The sequence below is a fragment of the Bacillus sp. WMMC1349 genome (genome assembly GCF_013155385.1).
GTDB lineage: Bacteria > Bacillota > Bacilli > Bacillales > Bacillaceae > Bacillus.
Genome location: NZ_JABJUQ010000007.1, coordinates 730,076 through 751,271, shown reverse-complemented (window position 1 = coordinate 751,271; position 21,196 = coordinate 730,076). Strand labels below are relative to the sequence as shown.

The 21,196-nt window shown below is 39.2% G+C and carries 14 protein-coding genes; 4 read left to right on the top strand and 10 right to left on the bottom strand.

The annotated features are described in order from the left end of the window. Window positions 1-80: 80 nt before the first annotated feature. Window positions 81-983, top strand: a complete 903-nt coding sequence (locus HOO54_RS06185) for an NAD-dependent epimerase/dehydratase family protein (RefSeq protein ID WP_172293448.1) — start codon at window positions 81-83, stop codon at window positions 981-983. Between the two features lie 28 nt (window positions 984-1,011). After that, the gene (locus HOO54_RS06180; protein WP_172293446.1) at window positions 1,012-2,988 is read left to right on the top strand and encodes a glycosyltransferase; all 1,977 of its coding nucleotides are present in this window, start codon (window positions 1,012-1,014) and stop codon (window positions 2,986-2,988) included. Window positions 2,989-3,036: 48 nt separating this feature from the next. On the opposite strand, the gene HOO54_RS06175 is transcribed toward HOO54_RS06180, so the two are convergent. Next, window positions 3,037-4,746 (bottom strand): glycosyltransferase, encoded by a 1,710-nt coding sequence (locus HOO54_RS06175; protein ID WP_172293444.1) that lies wholly within the window; start codon window positions 4,744-4,746, stop codon window positions 3,037-3,039. A gap of 208 nt (window positions 4,747-4,954) precedes the next feature. Between HOO54_RS06175 and HOO54_RS06170 the strand changes: the two genes are divergently transcribed. Next, window positions 4,955-5,818, top strand: a complete 864-nt coding sequence (locus HOO54_RS06170; protein WP_172293442.1) for a sulfite exporter TauE/SafE family protein — start codon at window positions 4,955-4,957, stop codon at window positions 5,816-5,818. A 4-nt stretch (window positions 5,819-5,822) separates the two neighbouring features. Here the strand turns inward: HOO54_RS06170 and HOO54_RS06165 are convergent, their stop codons facing one another. Next, window positions 5,823-6,941 (bottom strand): glycosyltransferase, encoded by a 1,119-nt coding sequence (locus HOO54_RS06165; protein ID WP_172293440.1) that lies wholly within the window; start codon window positions 6,939-6,941, stop codon window positions 5,823-5,825. Window positions 6,942-7,106: 165 nt separating this feature from the next. On the opposite strand from HOO54_RS06165, the gene HOO54_RS06160 reads away from it, so the two are divergent. Further along, on the top strand, window positions 7,107-9,371 hold the full coding sequence (locus tag HOO54_RS06160; RefSeq protein ID WP_172293438.1) for a glycosyltransferase: 2,265 nt from the start codon (window positions 7,107-7,109) through the stop codon (window positions 9,369-9,371). A gap of 150 nt (window positions 9,372-9,521) precedes the next feature. On the opposite strand, the gene HOO54_RS06155 is transcribed toward HOO54_RS06160, so the two are convergent. The 8 genes from HOO54_RS06155 to HOO54_RS06120 all read right to left on the bottom strand — a co-directional run bounded on the left by HOO54_RS06155 (window position 9,522) and on the right by HOO54_RS06120 (window position 21,160). After that, window positions 9,522-11,162 (bottom strand): NTTRR-F1 domain, encoded by a 1,641-nt coding sequence (locus HOO54_RS06155; RefSeq protein WP_216664722.1) that lies wholly within the window; start codon window positions 11,160-11,162, stop codon window positions 9,522-9,524. Between the two features lie 254 nt (window positions 11,163-11,416). Continuing rightward, window positions 11,417-13,003 carry an NTTRR-F1 domain gene (locus tag HOO54_RS06150; protein WP_216664721.1) on the bottom strand — a complete coding sequence of 529 codons (1,587 nt, stop codon included), beginning with the start codon at window positions 13,001-13,003 and terminating at the stop codon, window positions 11,417-11,419. Between the two features lie 137 nt (window positions 13,004-13,140). Continuing rightward, window positions 13,141-13,833 (bottom strand): N-acetyltransferase, encoded by a 693-nt coding sequence (locus HOO54_RS06145; protein WP_172293436.1) that lies wholly within the window; start codon window positions 13,831-13,833, stop codon window positions 13,141-13,143. 231 nt (window positions 13,834-14,064) lie between these two features. Continuing rightward, window positions 14,065-14,781 carry a trehalose operon repressor gene (treR, locus tag HOO54_RS06140; protein ID WP_172293434.1) on the bottom strand — a complete coding sequence of 239 codons (717 nt, stop codon included), beginning with the start codon at window positions 14,779-14,781 and terminating at the stop codon, window positions 14,065-14,067. A 20-nt stretch (window positions 14,782-14,801) separates the two neighbouring features. Beyond that, window positions 14,802-16,481, bottom strand: coding sequence for an alpha,alpha-phosphotrehalase (gene treC, locus HOO54_RS06135; protein ID WP_172293432.1), 1,680 nt, complete (start codon window positions 16,479-16,481; stop codon window positions 14,802-14,804). 63 nt (window positions 16,482-16,544) lie between these two features. Further along, window positions 16,545-17,960 (bottom strand): PTS system trehalose-specific EIIBC component, encoded by a 1,416-nt coding sequence (gene treP / locus HOO54_RS06130; RefSeq protein ID WP_172293430.1) that lies wholly within the window; start codon window positions 17,958-17,960, stop codon window positions 16,545-16,547. A 238-nt stretch (window positions 17,961-18,198) separates the two neighbouring features. Next, window positions 18,199-18,753: a DUF5067 domain-containing protein gene (locus HOO54_RS06125; RefSeq protein WP_216664720.1), complete on the bottom strand. Its 555-nt coding sequence runs from the start codon at window positions 18,751-18,753 to the stop codon at window positions 18,199-18,201. A 1,000-nt stretch (window positions 18,754-19,753) separates the two neighbouring features. Further along, the gene (locus tag HOO54_RS06120) at window positions 19,754-21,160 is read right to left on the bottom strand and encodes an alanine/glycine:cation symporter family protein (RefSeq protein WP_172293428.1); all 1,407 of its coding nucleotides are present in this window, start codon (window positions 21,158-21,160) and stop codon (window positions 19,754-19,756) included. Between the last annotated feature and the right edge of the window lie 36 nt (window positions 21,161-21,196).

Sequence of the window (21,196 nt, the reverse complement as noted above, 5' to 3'; positions counted from 1 at the left end):
AATGACATGAATAGAAAGGTAGGATGCTACCATGCAAACAACTGGATTTTCTCCCTTTATAGAGATAGGATGCAAGATCAGTGAATGATCAGCATTCAAGACTATTAATCACGGGAGCAGGCGGATTTACGGGTAAGCATGCATGCCGCCACTTTGCAGAATCAGGTTTTGATGTAACAGCCGTTACAAGATCAAATTTGCCGGATGATGGCGTAAAACTTGAGTTTTGCGATTTGACAGACCAAGAAGCTGTAATTCGACTAATCCAAAAGACAAAACCTCAATATCTCCTCCATTTAGCTGGGCAAAATCATGTTGGACAATCATGGATTGACCCTGTTTCATCTTTGGAAAATAATCTTTTACCCACTTTGTATTTAATTGAAGCACTTCGTCACGAAAACCCGGAATGTAAAATTTGTATCGCCGGCTCAGTTTTACAATTTGATCTCAATGATTTATCAACTCTTCCGCACCCATATAGTTTAAGTAAAACAATGCAAACATTTGTTGCTCAAGCTTGGGAAACCTTATATCAGATGCAAATCATTATTGCAAAGCCTTCGAATCTAATTGGACCAGGATTTTCTCAAGGCGTCTGCGCCATTTTCGCCAAACAAATAGTCGATATGGAGAATCATCATGCTGAAAGGGTGCTCAAAGTGGATAATCCAAATGTTGTCCGCGATTTCTTAGATGTAAGAGACGTTGTCCGCGCCTATGAAATCCTATTCTCAAAAGGAAAACCGGGAGAGAATTATGAAATTGCGTCAGGTACGCTTCACTCGCTTCAAGAAGTGATCAGTGGTTATCAAAAGCTAACAGCCATAGATTTCAAAGTCAAAACAAAGACAGATGAAAAGATCGAAACTAAACTTGATTTGAATCCTGCAAAAGTTAGGGAATTAGAATGGGAACCGAATATTCCGTTTAAAACATCACTGGCAGATATTTTGAATTTTTATCGTCGTTATCATGAGTAAATCTTTTCATTTTGAAAGGTGGATACAAATGAAAGATGTAGGGATTGTTATGCCTGTTTATAAGCAAACCCCTGAGTATTTAGAGATAGCACTACGGTCAATTTTAAAGCAAACTTATCAAAACTTTCATTTTGTGATTGTTTCTGATGGTGCACCTCCTGAAACGATTGACATCATTCAATATGTTACAAAAGAAGACGACCGTGTACATTTGATTCTTAAGGAGAAAAATGAAGGCGTCGCAAAAACATTAAACATCGGGTTTGATTACTTACTGGATATTGAAGAAGTAAAATATTTCACATGGGTTTCCAGTGATAACTTTTATTATCCTGATTTCACCGAAAAGCTTCGAAATGCACTGGAAACTGCCCCAGAAAATGTTGGTCTTGCTTTTAGCAGTTTTCGACATATTGATGCTAATGGTGAATTTTTACACTTACACCAACCGTCAATAGAAGAATTTTACAAATACCAAAACCAGCCGAAAGAGAACCTTCTTGATGTTTGTTTTATTGGGGTATCCTTTATGTATAAAAAACGGTTCGCAGCAATGATTGACGGATATCATCTAGAACCTGTTGAAGATTATGAATACTGGCTGCGCTTAACAGAAGTTTGCGATATCGTGTTTATAGAAGAGATCCTGATGAATTATCGTACCCATTCACCGATGAGTGTATCTGCTCGATTAAGAAATTCAAAAATTCAGCACCGCAGATGGAGATACGCTTTTAATCTTGCTAGACATCAGGCAAGACAACGAAGAAACATTCCTTTTAATCTAACTGTTATTTACCCTGTCAAAGATGGATCTGAAGAAACAGTTGGTAAATTGGAACAATTATTAGAACAGTCCTATAGCAATTATAAGTTGCTTATCGTCGATCGAACACTAGATCAATCCGCTATTCAAACCCTTCAACATATCGAAGATCCAAGGGTTGCTTTGATCCACTTACCAGATGCATCAGAAAAAGAGGCTGTTTGCAAAGGGCTGCTGGGGGCCGACACACCTTTTACACTCATTTATGGCAAAGGACCATTTCCTTCTTCAACACTCGTTTTATATAATATGATTATTAAAGGACACCAAATGAAAGAGCTATCAGAACGGCTTCCTTTTGCAGTTATTGATCAGGCACATCAGCGTGTAAGTACTCGTTCTGTTTTACTTGGTGAAGATTATGAATACGGTGAGCTATATCAGACTGAAATATTAAAGAGCAATTTACTGGAACAACATCAAAAAATGAAGTTACCAAAAATATTAGTGAATTCAGTGCCGAAAAGTGGTACACATTTACTATTACAAATTATTCTCGGTATACCTGGAATGAGAAGAACTGATTTTTGGGTTTTTGAAGAAAAGCACTTAAAAAATCTTAAAACTGGATATGTAGCAACAGGACACTTTGCCTATTCACAAAATCGCGAGAAAATGTTAAATGATTCAGATATTAAAACGATTTTTATTTATAGAGATTTAAGAGATATAGCGGTCTCACTGGTCCATTTTGTGATGATCAACAAATATAACCATCCATGGAATCCTTATTTAAAGAACGGTTTAAAAAACCACGAAGATCGACTGATGGCCATGATCAAAGGAACGGTTCTAAACAAAGAAGAACAGGCTAAATACGGAATAGGCATGCTTCCAAATATACATGATTTCACTAAGAATTTTATAAGATGGGCTGAAGTATCCGGGATTTGTATTGTTACTTTTGAAGATTTAGTTCGAAATGAAAGCTCCCAAAATCAAACAATCATGAAAATCATTGATTACTTATGGAATGATCTTCAATCACTAAATATATCTAAACAGCAATTATTGCAAAATATGAAACACAATATTAATCAAAGTACTTCCGATACATTCAGAAAAGGAAGTATCGGGGATTGGAAAGAAGAATTTAATGCAAGTCATAAAGAGGCGTTTAAAGAAATTGCTGGAGAGTTTTTGATTAGGTTAGGGTACGAGAAAGATAGCAGTTGGTAAATTCCCGAAAAATCCCTTTGAATACTTAACTCAAAGGGATTTTTTAATTTAGTTATTGCCTTTAAGATCATCAATCATATTTAAAAATTTTTTTGCGTATAGATCTGGTGCAAATTGTGTTTCAATATGTTGAACAGCATTTAGTCTGATCTTTTCTCTTAATGCAACATTTGAAATTAATTCTTTCCCTTCTTGAACAGCTTGATTGATCTTTCCGAGTTCAAAAAACTTCCCTGTAACATTGTGTTTGATAAAACTGCGGACCCCATCAGAATCAGTTGAAAGGACTGGGCATTTACATGCCATTGCCTCAAGTACTGCATATCCAAACCCTTCTACCTTCGATGTTGAACATAAAAAACCACCTGAATCACCAATCATTGAAAAAAAGTCAGCCATTTTTTGATGTGGTTGATTGGCATATACCGTTAAATACGGTCTTATATTTAGTTTAGCTATTTTTTCTTCAAAAGCGTTTCTTTCTGATTCCTTCGCTAATGTACTATCTTCAAACATCCACAGGCGGACGGAAGGATTTTCTTCAATTAATTTTGCCCCTATAGATAAAAAATCTCTCCAATTTTTATTTTCTTCAAGTCTTCCAACCCAGCCAATAATCGTTTGTTTCTGTTTAGGAAGTGCTCGATATTTAAAGTTTTTTGTATTAAAACAATTATGAAAACAAAATTGTTTCTTTGTAGGAAAATACTTTTTAAATGCTTGCTGTAAATGGGGCGTTTGTGGATATAAAATCGCATCACAATATTGATTGATAATAGAATATGCATGTACTTTTAAAAATTCATCAACATATTGTTTGTTATTCCCCAATCCTTGAACTTCATAGATTAAGAGGCCTTCATATCCAAATTCTTTAATTGTTTTCATCAGCAACAGATCTGAACTGATCACAATGGCATCGTAGTTTTGGAATGAGATTATTTTTTGGATTTCCTCTATGTCATTTGTCACATAAATTGAAGTATCAACTTTATTTTGTAAGCCTGTTCCTTCTTGCAAATATAAAAAATCGCATTTCACCCCAGATTGTTTAAGTGCGTACAAACGCTGCCTGTTTAATGTTTCCACTCCTCCACTTGGGACAAAAAAAGTAAAGAGGATATTCAAACGTTTTTTATCCCAGATGGCTCCATCAATCACTCCATCATGCTTATTTTTCGTAAGATCGTAGGCAACCATGCCAGTACCCTCATTTAATTTCCAATAACCAAACAGGTCAGGTTCATTCCCTGTCAGTTTACAGTTTATCTGTTCACATATTTCTGATTGTGTTTTTGCTACATTCCAAATCCTAATGTCTGCAAGCTTTCCAACATAACTATTTGAACCATCTCCCCCAAAAATTCCTGAAGGAACAACCGTCTGAGCTAACCCGACCTCTCCTTTTGCAACTAACTGTCCATTGATATACAGCAATGGTCGTCTTTCTAGGTAAACGATCGCGATATGGGTCCATTCATGTAAAGGCGAAGGAAAGTTAAATGTTAAAGCGATTGGCAGTGGGACATCATGTTCATAAACTGTGATGTTATTTTTTCCAAGAGATACACCAACACTTGCCTGAGAAGAATCCATTTTTTCACTTGAAGCAGGGGTAATCACATATCGCCGCTCTTTTACTTCAACATCCGGTTTTGCCCAAAATTCGATTGTAAATGTATTTTTCATTTCATTGAACTGCTGTTTTATAATCATTTTGCTATTCTCACGAAAACTAAGAAAATCATAATGTAGCATTAGAAAGATCCCTCCCAGCATTCTTTCTAACATCTTATGCTTCAGCTTATTTTTTGAGTATACATCACCCCGTCAGCTTTATTAAATGAACTGAAAACCGTACTGTTTCACTATACAGAAGAACTTTCTAAAACATAGAATATCTTAAAAATAGTTTTGCACTTCAAGAAAGAAATAAAAAGCGAAGTTTTTTACTAGGGGGATGGCTATGAGAAAACTGGTTATTTTTGCTTTTATAGGTTTTTTTGCTCAACTGATTGACGGGGCATTAGGAATGGCTTATGGTGTCACTTCATCATCACTTTTATTAACATTTGGAATTGCTCCGGCAGCTGTTTCAGCAACCATTCATCTTTCAGAAATTGTGACAACTGCCGCATCAGGAGTTTCCCATATGAAGTTTGGTAATGTTGATCGGCCAACATTATATAAATTAGTCATCCCTGGATCTATTGGAGCTTTTACAGGAGCATGTTTTTTGAGCCAGCTTCCAGGTGATGTGATCAAGCCTATTATTTCAATATTTTTATTGTGTTTAGGAATCTATGTGTTATTTCGATTTTTATTCAACTTCAATCCTGATAATCAGAAAAAATCGATTGATTTATCTAGAAAAAAGTCCATTTTATTGGGGTTTATTTCCGGATTTGCTGACTCAACTGGTGGAGGAGGATGGGGGCCAATAACGACCCCGGTTTTGTTAACTAGGAAAGGAGCATCAGTCAGAAAGATTATCGGGACAGTGGATACAAGTGAATTTGCTATCGCAGTCTCTGCCAGTGCTGGATTCTTAATTTCATTGGGACCAGAAGAAGTGAACTGGACTTGGGCGATTACTCTCATGTTGGGAGGAGTTGTTGCCGCACCAATTGCTGCATGGCTGGTCCGGATACTGCCTGCTTATTTACTTGGTGTTCTTGTCGGAGGAATTATTATCTTAACAAATGTTCGGACACTGTTTCTTCCTTGGTCTATTAACAACATATGGACTGTAAATGTTTTTATTATTCTATTAATTGGTTGGGGGATTGCTATTTTTTATGCAGTACGACATCATCATAAAAAGAAATAACTGCTTACTTGACTTCTTCTCCTTTTTCCCCAGTTTCTGAATACTGATTAATCCCCAACTTCTTCTCTAATAACTGTTTATTATAAACAACGGATTGATCTTTTGGACGATATTCCCGAGCCTTTTCATTATGTTGATAGGATTTCTCAAATTCACCTAAATTATAGTAACAGACACACATTTGCAAGTGCGGATACCAAGTGTAATAAGCAGGATAACTAAAACTCCATTTGTTCTGATCTGGAACAAGCTTTGTCGCTTGGTCATACCAATAGATGGCTGGATGATATTCCCGCTTACGTTGAAAATGGTAACCAATTCTACTACATGTTTCGGCACGCGGTATTTTTGAAAACTCGAATGATTGGAACAGCGCTTTCAATTCGTTTTCAGGATCATCGAGATAACGATAACAATCCGCCTTATAAATACATGCATATAGTTTATCTTCAATCCATCCTTCTTTCATTTCAATATTCTTATTGTAGTTTTCTATTGCTTTGTCATAATGTCTGTTCTCTCTTAATTCATTTCCATAATAAAAATAGTCCCTTGGAGAAAAAGCATCACCACGATCAATTTTTTGTTGATAAATATTGAGATTCCGCCCCACAGAGTGGCGGATTTTTTTATGTGTCACTGAAATATCAGCATTGATAATATGACCGTGAACATCCAAGTATTGATGACAATCACCTTTCCATTTAAAGTTTTTCTCCCTTTTCACTAAGCGGTTGCGGCGATATCTTAACGTTACATTTTCATATTCATCTGTTCCAGCATCATAGTACATTGAGACTGAATCAACTGCTGGATCAAGTGTTTCTTTTAATTTTTTTAACTTTTCTTGATCTTCTTCACGTAAAACATCATCTGCATCTAAATAAAGAATATAGTCTTTAGTAGCATGCTTAAACGACTCATTTCTGGCTGCCGCAAAATTGCCGATCCATTCAAAGAAAAAAACACGATCTGTGTATTGTTTGGCAATTTCCACCGTTTTATCAGTAGAGCCTGTATCAACGATATTAATTTCATCTACAATATCCTTTACAGTATCAAGACATCTTGCTAATACTTCTTCTTCATTTTTAACAATCATGCAAAGACTGATCGTGACCAATTCGTTCACTCCCCGTTTTCTCAAATAAATGATTAGTGCTAACATTAGATTATGAGTGAATCGTCCTTCTTGTTTGTGCCTCTGACTTAAATCCTATGAGTAAACTTCCCCCTCTATACTGAATATAAATATGAACAGTAACTTTTACGTGACAGGAGGATTTTCATGAGCCCCAAACAAGAATTGGAGTCTTTGTTTATGATCTTGGAATTAGAATGGAATGAAGATGAATGGATTCAGTTTATTTCTGAAGAGAATTTGGGAGAAGCTGAACAGCTGCTTCAGATCAAACGGGTTACTTCCCCTTTTGAACCCGCCATACTCATCAGTTTAGGTTATATATACGAAAAAAAGAAATTATTTCAAAAAGCTTGTGAAGCATATGATGACGCTACATTGTTTATGAATCTCTTACAAAAAGAAAAACTGATTCGCGAAAAACACCACCTTTTCGAAACATACACAGAAACTCGTCCCAAAATTGTTTTTTTTGTAAAACCAAATTTGGATACATTTTTAAATCCAGTCATAGAATATTTTTCAAACTCCTGCAGAACGTTGAAATTAATCATTACAGACTTGAAGCAAATTGACGATGGAATGAAGTGGGCAGATATTTGCTGGTTTGAATGGTGTGATAATCTTCTGATTTACGGAAGTAAGTTGCCATTTTCCGATAAAAAAACTATTATTTGCAAACTTCATAGCTATGAAGCTTTTACTTCATATATATATCATGTTCAGTGGAATTGTGTAGACAAACTCATTTTTGATGGAGAACATATAAAAGAATATGTATTAGATCAGGTTAAAAGCCTTCAGGAAGAACAAACGATCACAATTGCTAATGGCGTTGATTTAGATCAGTATACATTTAGACAGCGCGAAAAGGGATTCCATATCGCTTATGTCGGTTATATTAATTATAAAAAGGGCCCCATGCTTTTACTACAAGCATTCAAGACCATTTATGACAGAGATCCTAGATATAAACTTTTTATTGCCGGCCGCTATCAAGATATACGCTATCAATTATATTTTAAACAAATGATCGAAGAGCTAAATATAACAGAAAACGTCTATTTGGATGGCTGGCAAAATGATATGAACCAATACTTAGAAGATAAAGACTATCTCATTTCAACGAGTCTGTTAGAAAGCCAGCAAATGTCAATCATGGAAGCAATGGCAAAAGGAATTAAGCCCCTGATTCATAATTTTTATGGAGCGAAGAAAATTTATAATCATGCGTTTGTATGGAACACCATTGATGAACTGGTCGACATGATCACTGAAAATCATTATTCATCCAAACAGTACCGCAATTTTATTGATGAACATTATTCATATAAAAAGCAGATGGAGAAAATAAATCATCTCGTTCAGTACTTTATTAAAACGACTAAAAAGAAAAATAATTTAAGTCTTCCTAAAATTACAGTTGGAATTGTTAATTATAATTACGGTCGCTTTTTAGACCAATGCCTTCAATCTGTTTTGAATCAAGCTTATCCAAATATTGAAATTATCATTGTTGATGATCACTCTTCAGATGACTCCATCAAAAAAATCGAAGCATATCAGGAAAATTACCCACATATAAAAGCGATATATCATCAAAAAAATAGCGGTATGGCAGATGCAGCCTTTGCCGAAATTTTTGAAAAAGCGAGCGGGGAATATGTTTTACCAGTAAGTGCTGATGATTTTTTGGCACACGACAGCGTGCTCTATGATTTTATGGAGTGTTTTGTCGATCAAGAAGATTTAGATTATGTTTACGGTGATTTTTTATTAGTTAACTCTGATGGAAAAACAATTGGCAAATGGACATATAAATCTTATACAGAAGATGAGGTGATCTGTCGCATATTTGAAAGAAAAGGTTCAGGTGTTTTTCCAATGGTCGGATTGTTCAAATTGTCATTTTACCGCAATCATAACTATTCCTGGATAGCCGATTCTAAAAATCTCTATGCTGGAGATACATTGAACAGTATTGTTAATATTAAAAGAGGTTGGAATATTCATTATTTAAACAAACCGGTTTATTGTTATCGCCGTCATCAAAATAGTTTTACTTATGACATTGACAAGAGGATTCCTTCAATCATTTATGTGATGGAGTATATTATTGAGCATTTCAGGGAAGAAGTTTATTTACCTTATATTAAATGGAACGAACTGAAAGAAACCCAACAAAAAGCATTAAAATATTTTATCATTGGAAAAGTTTATTCAGATACTGCAATAGAGTATCAAGATAACGGCTTTACACGCCACCTTGATCAAGAAGCGAAAAAAAAGTGTGTTCAGCCTCTGATTGAAAAAATGCAATACTATTTTAATCTAAGTCTCACATCCGGAGGAGAAACTTATTTGAATAGTATCAATCACATAAAAGAAGAATTAAACCAAGTGTTAAACTAAAGAAGATTGATGTCATAAATAAAGAAGGGACTGTTCTAAGCTCAGGCTTATCAACAGTCCCTTTATCTTTTTTAAAAGGAGGTACATGAAAAAAGCGAACTTCATGCACCCCTTCCCACTTCATTAGAAGTTAATCATATTAATAGAGATCTATTGGTTAAGAAACTGGCGTAGTTGAACCAATCCTCCGGCCCCTGCGGTTGGTCCGGTTGGTCCGGTCGGTCCCGTTGGTCCCGTTGGTCCCGTTGGTCCCGTCGGTCCTGTTGGTCCTGTTGGCCCTGTTGGTCCTGTTGGCCCCGTTGGCCCCGTTGGTCCGGTTGGTCCGGTCGGTCCTGTTGGTCCCGTTGGTCCGGTCGGTCCCGTTGGTCCTGTTGGTCCCGTTGGTCCCGTTGGTCCGGTCGGTCCGGTCGGTCCTGTTGGTCCCGTTGGTCCGGTCGGTCCGGTTGGTCCTGTTGGTCCTGTTGGCCCCGTTGGTCCCGTCGGTCCGGTTGGTCCGGTCGGTCCGGTTGGTCCTGTTGGTCCCGTTGGTCCTGTTGGCCCCGTTGGTCCCGTCGGTCCGGTTGGTCCTGTTGGTCCCGTTGGTCCCGTCGGTCCGGTCGGTCCTGTTGGTCCCGTTGGTCCTGTTGGTCCCGTCGGTCCGGTCGGTCCTGTTGGTCCCGTTGGTCCTGTTGGCCCCGTTGGCCCCGTTGGTCCGGTTGGTCCTGTTGCTCCCGTTGGTCCGGTCGGTCCCGTTGGTCCTGTTGGTCCCGTTGGTCCGGTCGGTCCTGTTGGTCCTGTTGGTCCTGTTGGCCCCGTTGGTCCCGTCGGTCCGGTTGGTCCGGTCGGTCCGGTTGGTCCGGTTGGTCCCGTTGGTCCTGTTGGCCCCGTTGGTCCCGTCGGTCCGGTTGGTCCTGTTGGTCCCGTTGGTCCCGTCGGTCCGGTCGGTCCGGTTGGTCCCGTTGGTCCTGTTGGTCCCGTCGGTCCGGTCGGTCCGGTTGGTCCCGTTGGTCCTGTTGGCCCCGTTGGCCCCGTTGGTCCGGTTGGTCCCGTTGGTCCGGTCGGTCCTGTTGGTCCCGTTGGTCCGGTCGGTCCTGTTGATCCCGTTGGTCCGGTCGGTCCTGTTGGTCCCGTTGGTCCGGTCGGTCCTGTTGGTCCCGTTGGTCCGGTCGGTCCCGTTGGTCCTGTTGGTCCCGTTGGTCCCGTTGGTCCCGTTGGTCCGGTCGGTCCGGTTGGTCCCGTTGGTCCCGTTGGTCCGGTCGGTCCTGTTGCTCCCGTCGGTCCCGTTGGTCCTGTTGGTCCTGTTGGCCCCGTTGGTCCCGTTGCTCCTGTTGGAGCACTAACCTCAATATCTAATAGAGCAACATCATCTACTATAACGTTCGCTGTTCCCAGTTGCGGTAAAGTATTAATTAAAATAAATGCCATTGTAGCGCCTGCTGGAGCCGCTTCAGTCGTTCGATAGACTTCAAGCCAAGTGTTATTTTCCACAACTGGTAATCTATTAAATGGAATATCAACAAAGAGTCCTTGCCCTAAATGATTAAACATGCTATCAAAATAAGAAACTTGAATGTGCACATGAGGTGATGGTAAAAATCCTGATTTCGCCAATGAAACAAGGAACTCAAATTGTTCTCCCTCATCTACAGGAACAAATTGGGCTATAAATGAAACTACATTGCCCCCTAATAACCTAGCCGACCAAAAACCTGAGTGGGAAAATTGAGTTGTAGCAATTGCATTCTGACCAACCCAAGGTGCTAGTGTCCCTGTTTCAAAACTACCATTAACTACTACATTACGTATTGACATCTAGAGATTTAAACCTCCTTTTTCTTCGAAATAGCTTCTCTACTCTATAGAAGCTAACATATATTATGTTTAATAAACTGGGACGGTCACGTTATTTAACACATGTATGAACAAAATCCTTTTAATAGTTTGGTACTTGCAAGTAATAAAATCCCCCTTTCCAATAGAGACCACTTAAAATTGGAAAAGAGGATATCACTTTCGGAATCAAATAGACTTTTCAAATGTTTTCATAAGCTTACTTCTTATAAAAATTATCCGTAAATTAAAGCCGTTAACGAACGTGTATTTACTGAAGCGGTAAGAATATTACTACCAATCATTTCAATCCTTAGTTCGTAAGTGTTTATTCCTGCTTCTGGAGTATCAATCCATGTTAAATTTGGAATATCACTATATACGCGAACTGATCCTGTTGACTTTTCACCTTGGTTATCTTCAGTTACTTGTGCAATGACTTCACCATTTCGGTAAATACTAAAAATAATACTGTATTGAAATAATGAAGATGGACCAATTATTACATCTACTTCAGCCATTGAATCGAGCTTAACACTTTGCCCTTCTGATACATTTACTTGTGTTGCTAAAACCGACAACTCATTGCCGACTATTAATGATAGAGCTGAGTTTGATTGAGAAGGTTCAGCTAATATACTACCTGGTCCCGTTGGACCGGTCGGGCCTGTTGCTCCTGTTGCTCCGGTCGGACCGGTTGATCCTGTTGAACCCGTTGCTCCTGTTGGACCGGTTGATCCCGTTGGACCTGTTGGGCCGGTTGCACCGGTTGATCCTGTTGCTCCCGTTGGTCCTGTTGCTCCGGTCGGTCCCGTTGCTCCGGTCGGTCCCGTTGCTCCCGTTGCTCCGGTCGGGCCTGTTGCTCCCGTTGATCCGGTCGGACCGGTTGATCCTGTTGGACCCGTTGCACCGGTTGGACCCGTTGCACCGGTTGGTCCCGTTGGCCCCGTTGGGCCTGTTGCTCCAGTCGCTCCCGTTGGACCGGTTGCACCTGTCACTCCCGTTGCTCCTGTTGGACCGGTTGCTCCGGTCGGGCCCGTTGCTCCCGTTGATCCTGTTGCTCCGGTCGGTCCCGTTGCTCCGGTCGGGCCGGTTGATCCCGTTGCTCCGGTTGGGCCGGTTGGGCCGGTTGGACCCGTTGCTCCCGTTGCTCCGGTCGCTCCTGTTGCTCCTGTTGGACCTGTCACTCCCGTTGCTCCGGTCGGACCGGTTGTTCCTGTTGGACCCGTTGCTCCCGTTGCTCCGGTCGGGCCGGTTGATCCCGTTGCTCCGGTCGGGCCTGTTGGACCTGTTGCTCCGGTTGGACCTGTTGCTCCGGTTGGGCCGGTTGGACCGGTTGGACCCCCATTTCCATCTGAAATTAACAATGCAACATCGTCTATTAAGATATTTGCAGTTCCAACTTGTGGAAGGTTGGCAATCAAAATAGAAGCTTGTGTGGTTCCTTCCGGAGCCGGCTCTACCGTTTGATATGTTTCAAGCCATGTCCCGTTTTCTGATACAGGTATTCTACTTGAAGGTATAGTCGTAAATAGTCCAAATCCAAGAAAATTAAATCCATTGTCAAAATAAGTAATCTGGATGACCACTGAAGGGGCAGTAATCGATTCGGATTTTGCTAGAGATACGAGAAACTCTCCCCCTTCTCCTGGTTCAATCGGAACAGACTGAGTGATGAATGAATTTGCCGTTCCCCCTAACAACCTGGCTGAGGAAAAACCCGAATGGGAAGATTGGTTGATTACAGATGAATTTCCTCCACTCCAAGGAAAGAGGATTCCTGATTCAAAGCCACCGTTCACCACTAAATTTCGGATAGACATTTTTCCATTTAACCTCCGATCATATTATGGTATAAGCTTCACTTTGTTTCAGGTGATGCTCATTATCATATGTTTGTCTTTTTGAACTAGCCACGTTATTTAACTTGGAATAGACTCCCTATTTTCCCTTTTGCATTTCACTTCATCACCCGCCCCGGATTCCCCACAACTGTTTTCCCAGCAGGAACATCCTTCGTAATAACAGCTCCCGCACCAATGATCGCATGTTGACCGATAACAACCGCTGGCAATAAAGTTGCATTATTGCCAATTTTCGCCCCTTTTTTTATCATTGGACCTTGATATTCTCCATGACCCATTCCCATATATTTATCATTTGATGTTGAACAGCAAGGACCGATAAACACGTCATCTTCTATTTCCATATCAGCCGTAATATAACACCCCGTTTGAATTGTTACACGACTACCAATGTTTGTATGATTTTCAACCATAGCGTTACGCCCTATAATACTATCTCTTCCAACCGTTACATTTTCGCGAATGCTTGCAAGATCCCCTACAAACACACCTGTTTTCAATTGAACATCCCAATACATTACGACTCCTGAACCGATCACTACGTCATCTTCAATGATTAAAGGACTACCGCCCTTTCCCGGTTCGCGCGCCATTTTTTTATTGGAAGCTGTTCCTTTTCCAAGAACAGTTAGGTCACCAATCTTCACTCTGTTTCCAATCTGTGTATTTTTTTTAATGATAGTATGATGACCTATCTCTGAATCATCACCAATTGTGACATGTTCTTCGATCACCACATAGTCTCCTAATCTGACATTTTTGCCTAGTTTTACAGTTTCATGAACCATTTATTAAAGCCTCCAATCTTTTTCCTCCTTCATCATATTCAATCCAAAAAAGAAATGATAAATAATCGGGAGTGTCCTAAAAGTATGGATGAATAAAAATTGAGAAATTTGCTCACTTTCTGCAGGAGTTTCACAATTCCCTCTGATGCATGTTGAGAAGGAAGCTTTTTTTCTCTGCGGCTGAATTTCTTTTCCACAAAAAAAACACGGTCGCTACCCAAGCGGACCGTGCTACTTCACTCTTCTAGCAAAATCGACAAACCGGAATTTATCCAGTCGATGTCTGCTTTCCGTATATTGAAACAATGATGTATCATCTAAAAAGACAAAGTTTTTAACAACAACGATGTGCTCATAACCGTTTAAATCCAAATATTTTTGATCCATTTCTGTACACGGTTCAACAACGATTTCCTTATGAGCATAACTGATACCAAGCCCAAGTTCTCCCTCAATATATTGATAAATCGAATCCTCGCATATTTCTTTTGTCAACCGTGATACATGTCGATGAATAAAATAATCTTTGTCCAAAATGACATGCTCCCCATCAATTTTTCGGGAACGGACAACCCTCCATACGTCTTCATCTTCAGTGATTCGAAGCTGCTTTTGGATAAAATCGCTCGGACTGACTAAGCCGAACTCATGTACTGTCGTGCTTGTCTCTTTACCTATCATCTCAAATAACTCTTTAAAACTGACCAAACCAGAAACCGGGAACCTCATTTTTTCCCTGTTTAACACAACCGACCCTTTTCCTTTAATTTTTTGAATATAGCCGTTTTGCGCGAGCATATTTAACGCTTTTCGGACAGTTTCTCTTGATGTTTCATACTGAATCGTTAAGTCATTTTCCGATGAGATGATATCACCTTCGTTCAGTATCCGTTGATCGATTTGTTCTGCAATTTCTTTGTAAATCCAAACATATTTATTCACTTTCATTTTTTACCACCCTGCTTAGTTTAGCACGGTTTGGCAAGATGATAAACTATTGATTGGTAAGGTCTTACCTTAAAGTTTGTAAAATTCTCTGGAATTTCATCATCATTGGCAATGAGAACCTTGGCAGTATAGCCTTCATACTTGACATTCTCAGGCAAATGAAACTCGGTTTCTCTACCATAAAAGTTGTTGATAACCAACAGTTTTTCATTTATCCCGTTTCGCAAATATGCATACAGCTGTGGATGTTCCTCAAGAATAAGTTGATAATTGCCAGTCGTTATGAGATCGTATTGTTTTCGTAACTGATTCAATTTTTTATAGTGATAAAAAATCGAATCAGAGTCCTGCAGTGCTTCTTCAGCATTCATATTTTTATAATGATCAGGCACTGGAATCCACGGTGTCCCCGTTGTAAAGCCAGCGTTTTTCTCTTGATTCCATTGGACAGGTGTCCGCGAATTATCACGGGATTTCTCTTTTAGAATCTCAATGATTTCTTTTTCCGGAATTCCTTTTTCTTTCATGAGTTCATACATATTTAATGATTCAACATCCCGATAAAAGGAAATATCATGAAACTTCGGGTTGATCATTCCGAATTCTTCACCTTGATAAATAAACGGCGTTCCCTGCAACATATGAATGGCAGTAGCCAACATTTTAGCAGACTTTTTTCGATACTTTCCGTCATCACCATAGCGTGAAACGATTCTAGGCTGATCGTGGTTACACCAAAACAGTGCGTTCCAACCGCCGCCATTATACATCTTAACCTGCCAGTCAGAAAGGATTTTTTTTAATTCAAGAAAATCAAATTTGCTAACTGTCCATTTTTCACCATTTGCATAATCAGTTTTTAAGTGATGAAAATTAAAGACCATGTCAAGCTCTTTGTTTTCGGGATTTGTATATTGAATACAATCTGCAATGGTAGTTGACGACATTTCACCGACTGTCATGCTGTCATATTTTGAAAAGACTTCCCTGTTCATTTCTTGTAAATACTCGTGAACCCTTGGACCGTCTGTATAAAATCTTCGCCCGTCTCCCTCATGGTCGTCAAGAAAACGCTGATCTTTGGAAATGACATTAATAACATCAAGTCTAAATCCGTCAATACCCTTATCAAACCAATAATGCATCATCTCATAAACATTTTGTCTGACCTTTTCATTTTCCCAGTTCAAATCAGCCTGTGTCACATCATAAAGATGTAGATAATACTGACCGGTTTTGTTATCGAACCGCCAAGCAGAACCCCCGAATTTAGACTCCCAGTTCGTTGGTCGAGAACCATCTCGTTTCCCGTCCTTCCAAATGTAAAAATTGCGGTAAGGATTGTTTTTACCAGACACTGCTTCCTTAAACCAGCGATGCTCTGTTGAAGTATGGTTGACAACAAGATCCATGATCACCTTTAAACCGCGTTTGTGTGCTTCCTGTAACAGACGTTCAAAATCAGCTAAAGTTCCATAATCTTCATGAATCTGATAATAATCACTAATATCATAGCCGTTATCATTTTGCGGAGATTGATAAATTGGTGTCAACCAAATGACATCACAGGCCAGTTCTTTTATATAATCAAGTTTTTCGATAATGCCTTGAATATCACCAACACCGCTTCCTGTTGTATCTTTAAAGCTTTTCGGATAAATTTGATACACTGTTGCTTTTTTCCACCAAGGTTGTTTCATTCTTCAATCACACCTGCTTTTTCGATTTTCTAATAGATACCGTGGATATTGATGAGTACGTCTTTAAGCTTGACGTTTAAATTTAGCAAATATTAGCGTCAGCACAAACGGAATCATAAGTGCTATCGCCACTCCAATAAAGAAAGGACCCCAATTTTCTGTCACAATCGAGAAAAAAGCAGGTAGTCCCCCCACCCCAACTGACAGCGCTTTTACCTTGTTTATCGTAATGAACATCCCAGCGATGCTTGAACCGATAATGGCTGAGATAAACGGATATTTATAACGCAAGTTGACTCCGAACATTGCTGGCTCTGTAATGCCAAGCCAAGCAGAAATTGAAGTTGTCAATGCCAAACCTTTTAACTTTTCATCTCTTCTATTTATAAACATCATGGCAAACGCTGCTGATCCTTGGGCAATATTAGAGAGTGCAAGCATCGGCCATAGGAAAGTTGTTCCGGTAGAACCGATCAACTGTAAATCAACGGCAAGGAATGTATGGTGCATTCCGGTAATAACAAGTGGACCGTATACACCACCATAAATGAGACCTCCTAATGCAGGAACAGCTTTAAAAATCCCGACAACTCCATCTGTGATCCAGTTTCCGATCATAAATGTAATAGGTCCAATGATAATAAATGAGATAAATCCAGTCACTAGCAAAGCAATTGGTGCTACCGTTAACAGCTGAAAAGCATCGGGAATTCGCTTTTTTAAAAACATTTCAATCTGTGCCAACAAATATGATGCAGCAAGAACCGGTAAAACCTGTCCTTGGTAGCCCACTTTTTCAATGTCCAAACCGAATAGATGCCAAGTTGGTATTGCGCCTTCCTGCTGAGCGTTTCCATATCCCCATGCATTTAACAGATCAGGATGGACTAGCATTAGCCCCAAAACAATTCCTAATAATGGACTTCCACCGAAACGGTTCACGGCACTCCAGCCGATTAACCCTGGCAGAAATACGAAGGCTGTGTTTGCGATCAAATTAATGATACTTGCTAAATCAGCCCAATTCTGGTGTACATCAATAAATGATTTGCCAGTGTAAAAAATATTTTGTGCGGTCATGATGTTGTTGATCCCCATTAATAAACCAGCGGTGACGATAGCTGGCAAAATCGGAATAAATATATCAGCAAGCGTTTTCACAGCACGCTGAAGAGGATGCAGTTTTTTGGCAGCTACCTCTTTTGTAGCTTCTTTTGAAGATTCAGCTACACCGGCTAACGCTGTGAACTGTTTAAATACTTTTTCAACAAGCCCCTGACCAATAATGACTTGAAACTGACCATTTACTGAAAATGACCCTTTGACAACATCAATGTTTTCGAGTACTTCTTTATCTACTTCTTTCTCATCGACTAAGACCAGCCGCAAACGGGTCACACAATGTGTTGCCGATACGATATTTTCTTTGCCGCCGATTGCCTGAAGAATTCGTTCTGCAGATTGTTTGAAATCCTCCATGTTATTCCCTCCCAAGGAAACGCTTTCATTTAAACGTGTATATACATGTTATAGGTATATTGTAATCATGTATATACATGTAGTCAATGTTTTTTTAGCGTTTACATTATTTTAAAAAAAAGAGGCTATCCAGTAAGTCAATTTATGACTATTGGACAGCCTTTTACACTTGGAAAGTTATATAATTTTCTTACTTTTATTTTCAAAATCATTAATTTTTTGCTGTAGTAGAAACAATTTATTTAATATGATAACTTTGTTCACCTAACTTATCTCCACCAACACCTTGTGTTGCAATTAATGTTACCGGTGTTTTTAAATCGTCCAATTCATAGGCTACTGCATTTTCTACTGTCCCATTTTGCTTTATTGTTTCTAATTGAGAATCAAGAAATCGATCATCGGGGAGTCCAGCAACTTCAAGCTTATTAACTGAATTTGGATTATTGTCTTGTACTGCTTCAAATACTGCCATCCATGCAGTTGTCGGGTCAATATCTTTTTCACTTAAATTAGTTGCTTTATACCAAATCGCAAATATTGGTTTTTCACCATGCTCATTTCCCGTTTTTCCAGCAGGAATAACTTTTGTTTTAGTAATTTCAATTTTTAAGTCATTCAATTTTGCTTTGTTCTCTTTAAAATAAACATCTTTTGATTCCTTTGAATTATTTTCAGTGACTGCCTTTTTGTTTTCACTATCAGTATCGGAATTGTTAGCTTCATCTTGTCCACAACCAACAATCACCACTAGAGTGAGTACAGAAAATAATAATAAATGAGCTTTTTTCATGATGTTTATACCTCCTTTATGCTGTATACTTGTTTTTGTTCTTTATATTTATTACATAAAATTCAAGAAATATACTTTAAGATTTTATTCTTGAGGCTTAATAAGAAATTTATAATGAAAAAATAAAGAAGTCACAAATGGTTTAATAGAATTTGGTCAGCTCTTAAGCTCTTGGACAAAAAATAGAGGAAAAACAAGTGAATGAAGGTCATCCAGCACCCGAATATTCCATCACAAAGGACGGCAATAAAGTGCCAAATAAGCAAAAATTATCGGGTTAATCCGTACTCTCATGTGGATTTGACAATAAGCCAAAATAGTTTGGTTTTATTCATACTTCCTAAGTGACTACTGAGATACTGTGATTTTGATCTGTTGAGAGGTAAGCAAACTGTGGAAGAACAAGTTCTCTCACAGCTGCTCGTTATAATATGGAAGGTATTGCTACGGGGCTGTCCTAAAAGTCTTATGGATGAATAAAAATTGGGGAATTTGCTCGCTTTCCGCGGGCGATCCGCGGGGTCTCGCCTGGCTCGCTGTTTCCGCAGGAGTCTCGCAATTCCCCTGATTTATGTTGAAAAAGGACTTTTTAGACAGCTCTGTAAACTAACAAATCATTTTATAAAATAGAATTCTTTACAAGCTGAACTTTGCATATACAAGGTACTCAATTAAAAATGCAGCTTAAAAAGAAAGAATATGAACAAAGTAAATAGTACTTGAATCATAACGAATAAGGCATACCCTTTGTTATGATTTTTTTGTTTGTTTTGTTGATAATAGCGAATGACTACGTACTCGTTAGAAAAACAAGTCATGTTAACGAATAGTAAAAATGTAATGGTTACAAATACGGCGTGTTCATGAGATAAAAAAGCAGTTGAAAAAAGGATAAGCGTTATAACAAGGTAAATATAGGCAAAATGAAAATGTCTATATGTTATTCTCATGATCTAACAAACTCTCCTTACATTAAATCATTGTGTATACACGATTCCAATCAAAAGTTCTTTACTTTTTTATCATTACCATGGTTTTCCTGTTCAACATCTTTTAAATAATACTTTTCAGAGGTAAAGAATTCGTTGTATAACGCTTTTACCTTTTTACTTAATAATATTAATGCAACAATATTCGGGATGAGGATAAACGACAGTGCTAAGTCTAAGAAACCCCAAATCACTTTCGCTCCGCCTGCAGCTCCGATGATTATCGCCACTAAATAGACTACTTTTAAGACATGCCCAGACATTTGTCCAAACAGAAATTCAGCTTGTTTCACGCCATAAAAGATAACAACTGTTATCGTTGAGACGACGAAGAACGCTAGTGAGATCGATACGAAATATCCTCCTGCATTTCCAAAATAACTGCTAAACGCTTTTGCACTTAGTGCTGCAGGATCTTTAAGAGCATTTTCAGCTGTCCAGACACCTGAGGAGAGAACGACAAAAGCTGTGGTAGTACAGATGATCAGCGTATCAACGACAATTCCAATGACAGCCCAAAACCCTTGCCTTACCGGGTGATCAGTCATTGCGGCTGCATGTGCGATCGGTGCCGTTCCCATTCCTGCTTCATTGGAATAGAGTCCTCGCGCAAATCCCCAGCGGATCGTTTCGGCAAAAACAGCCCCTGCAAACCCGCCAGTAGCTGAAGATGAGGTAAACGCATTCGAAAAGATGAGAGAGAAAAATTCTGGAACTGCTGGAAGGTTCATCAACATAATGAGAAGACCAGCTCCCACATATGCTCCCGCCATAAGCGGTACAACCAACTCCGTCACTTTTCCAATCCGCTTAATTCCTCCAATGACAACTAAACCAATTAAAATTGCAATACCAATTCCAGCATAAACTTCATTAAAAGAAAAAGTTTGTGCTAATGAGACAGATGCTGCATTCCCTTGGACCATAATACTTGGGACAAGCTCAATAATCAACGCAATAGAAAAAAGAACGCCAAGCCATTTCATCCGCAATCCTTTTGTCATGTAATACATCGGTCCCCCGACATATTCACCTTGGTCATTTTTTTCCCTATAATGAACAGCTAGCACGCTTTCAGCAAACTTAATCGCCATTGCAAACAATGCGATCAACCACATCCAAAAAACTGCTCCAGGACCGCCAAACATAATTGCTGCCGGTACACCGACGATATTAGCTGCTCCGACTGTCGAGCTAAGCGCTGATGTCAATGCCTGCAGTGGAGTGAGTGTCCCTTCTCCCTTCGGCTTTTTTCTCACGCTGCCTATCGTCTGTTTAAAAATATATAGAGGATATCGAAACTGAAAGAATTTTAGCAGGACCGTAAAATATATCCCTGTTCCTGTTAGTAAAATAATCAAAGGCGGTCCCCAGAGCCAATCAGAAATCAATTTTACCCAGTCTAGTAAATGTTGCATCTCATCACCCTTTTTTGTTTTTTGAAACTTTACCAC

Coding starts and splice junctions, on each gene's coding strand:
- HOO54_RS06180 (WP_172293446.1), top strand. CDS start 1,012: ATGAAAGATGTAGGGATTGTTATGCCTGTTTATAAGCAAACCCCTGAG.
- HOO54_RS06175 (WP_172293444.1), bottom strand. CDS start 4,746: ATGCTACATTATGATTTTCTTAGTTTTCGTGAGAATAGCAAAATGATT.
- HOO54_RS06170 (WP_172293442.1), top strand. CDS start 4,955: ATGAGAAAACTGGTTATTTTTGCTTTTATAGGTTTTTTTGCTCAACTG.
- HOO54_RS06160 (WP_172293438.1), top strand. CDS start 7,107: ATGAGCCCCAAACAAGAATTGGAGTCTTTGTTTATGATCTTGGAATTA.
- HOO54_RS06155 (WP_216664722.1), bottom strand. CDS start 11,162: ATGTCAATACGTAATGTAGTAGTTAATGGTAGTTTTGAAACAGGGACA.
- HOO54_RS06150 (WP_216664721.1), bottom strand. CDS start 13,003: ATGTCTATCCGAAATTTAGTGGTGAACGGTGGCTTTGAATCAGGAATC.
- HOO54_RS06145 (WP_172293436.1), bottom strand. CDS start 13,833: ATGGTTCATGAAACTGTAAAACTAGGCAAAAATGTCAGATTAGGAGAC.
- treR (WP_172293434.1), bottom strand. CDS start 14,781: ATGAAAGTGAATAAATATGTTTGGATTTACAAAGAAATTGCAGAACAA.
- treC (WP_172293432.1), bottom strand. CDS start 16,481: ATGAAACAACCTTGGTGGAAAAAAGCAACAGTGTATCAAATTTATCCG.
- treP (WP_172293430.1), bottom strand. CDS start 17,960: ATGGAGGATTTCAAACAATCTGCAGAACGAATTCTTCAGGCAATCGGC.
- HOO54_RS06125 (WP_216664720.1), bottom strand. CDS start 18,753: ATGAAAAAAGCTCATTTATTATTATTTTCTGTACTCACTCTAGTGGTG.
- HOO54_RS06120 (WP_172293428.1), bottom strand. CDS start 21,160: ATGCAACATTTACTAGACTGGGTAAAATTGATTTCTGATTGGCTCTGG.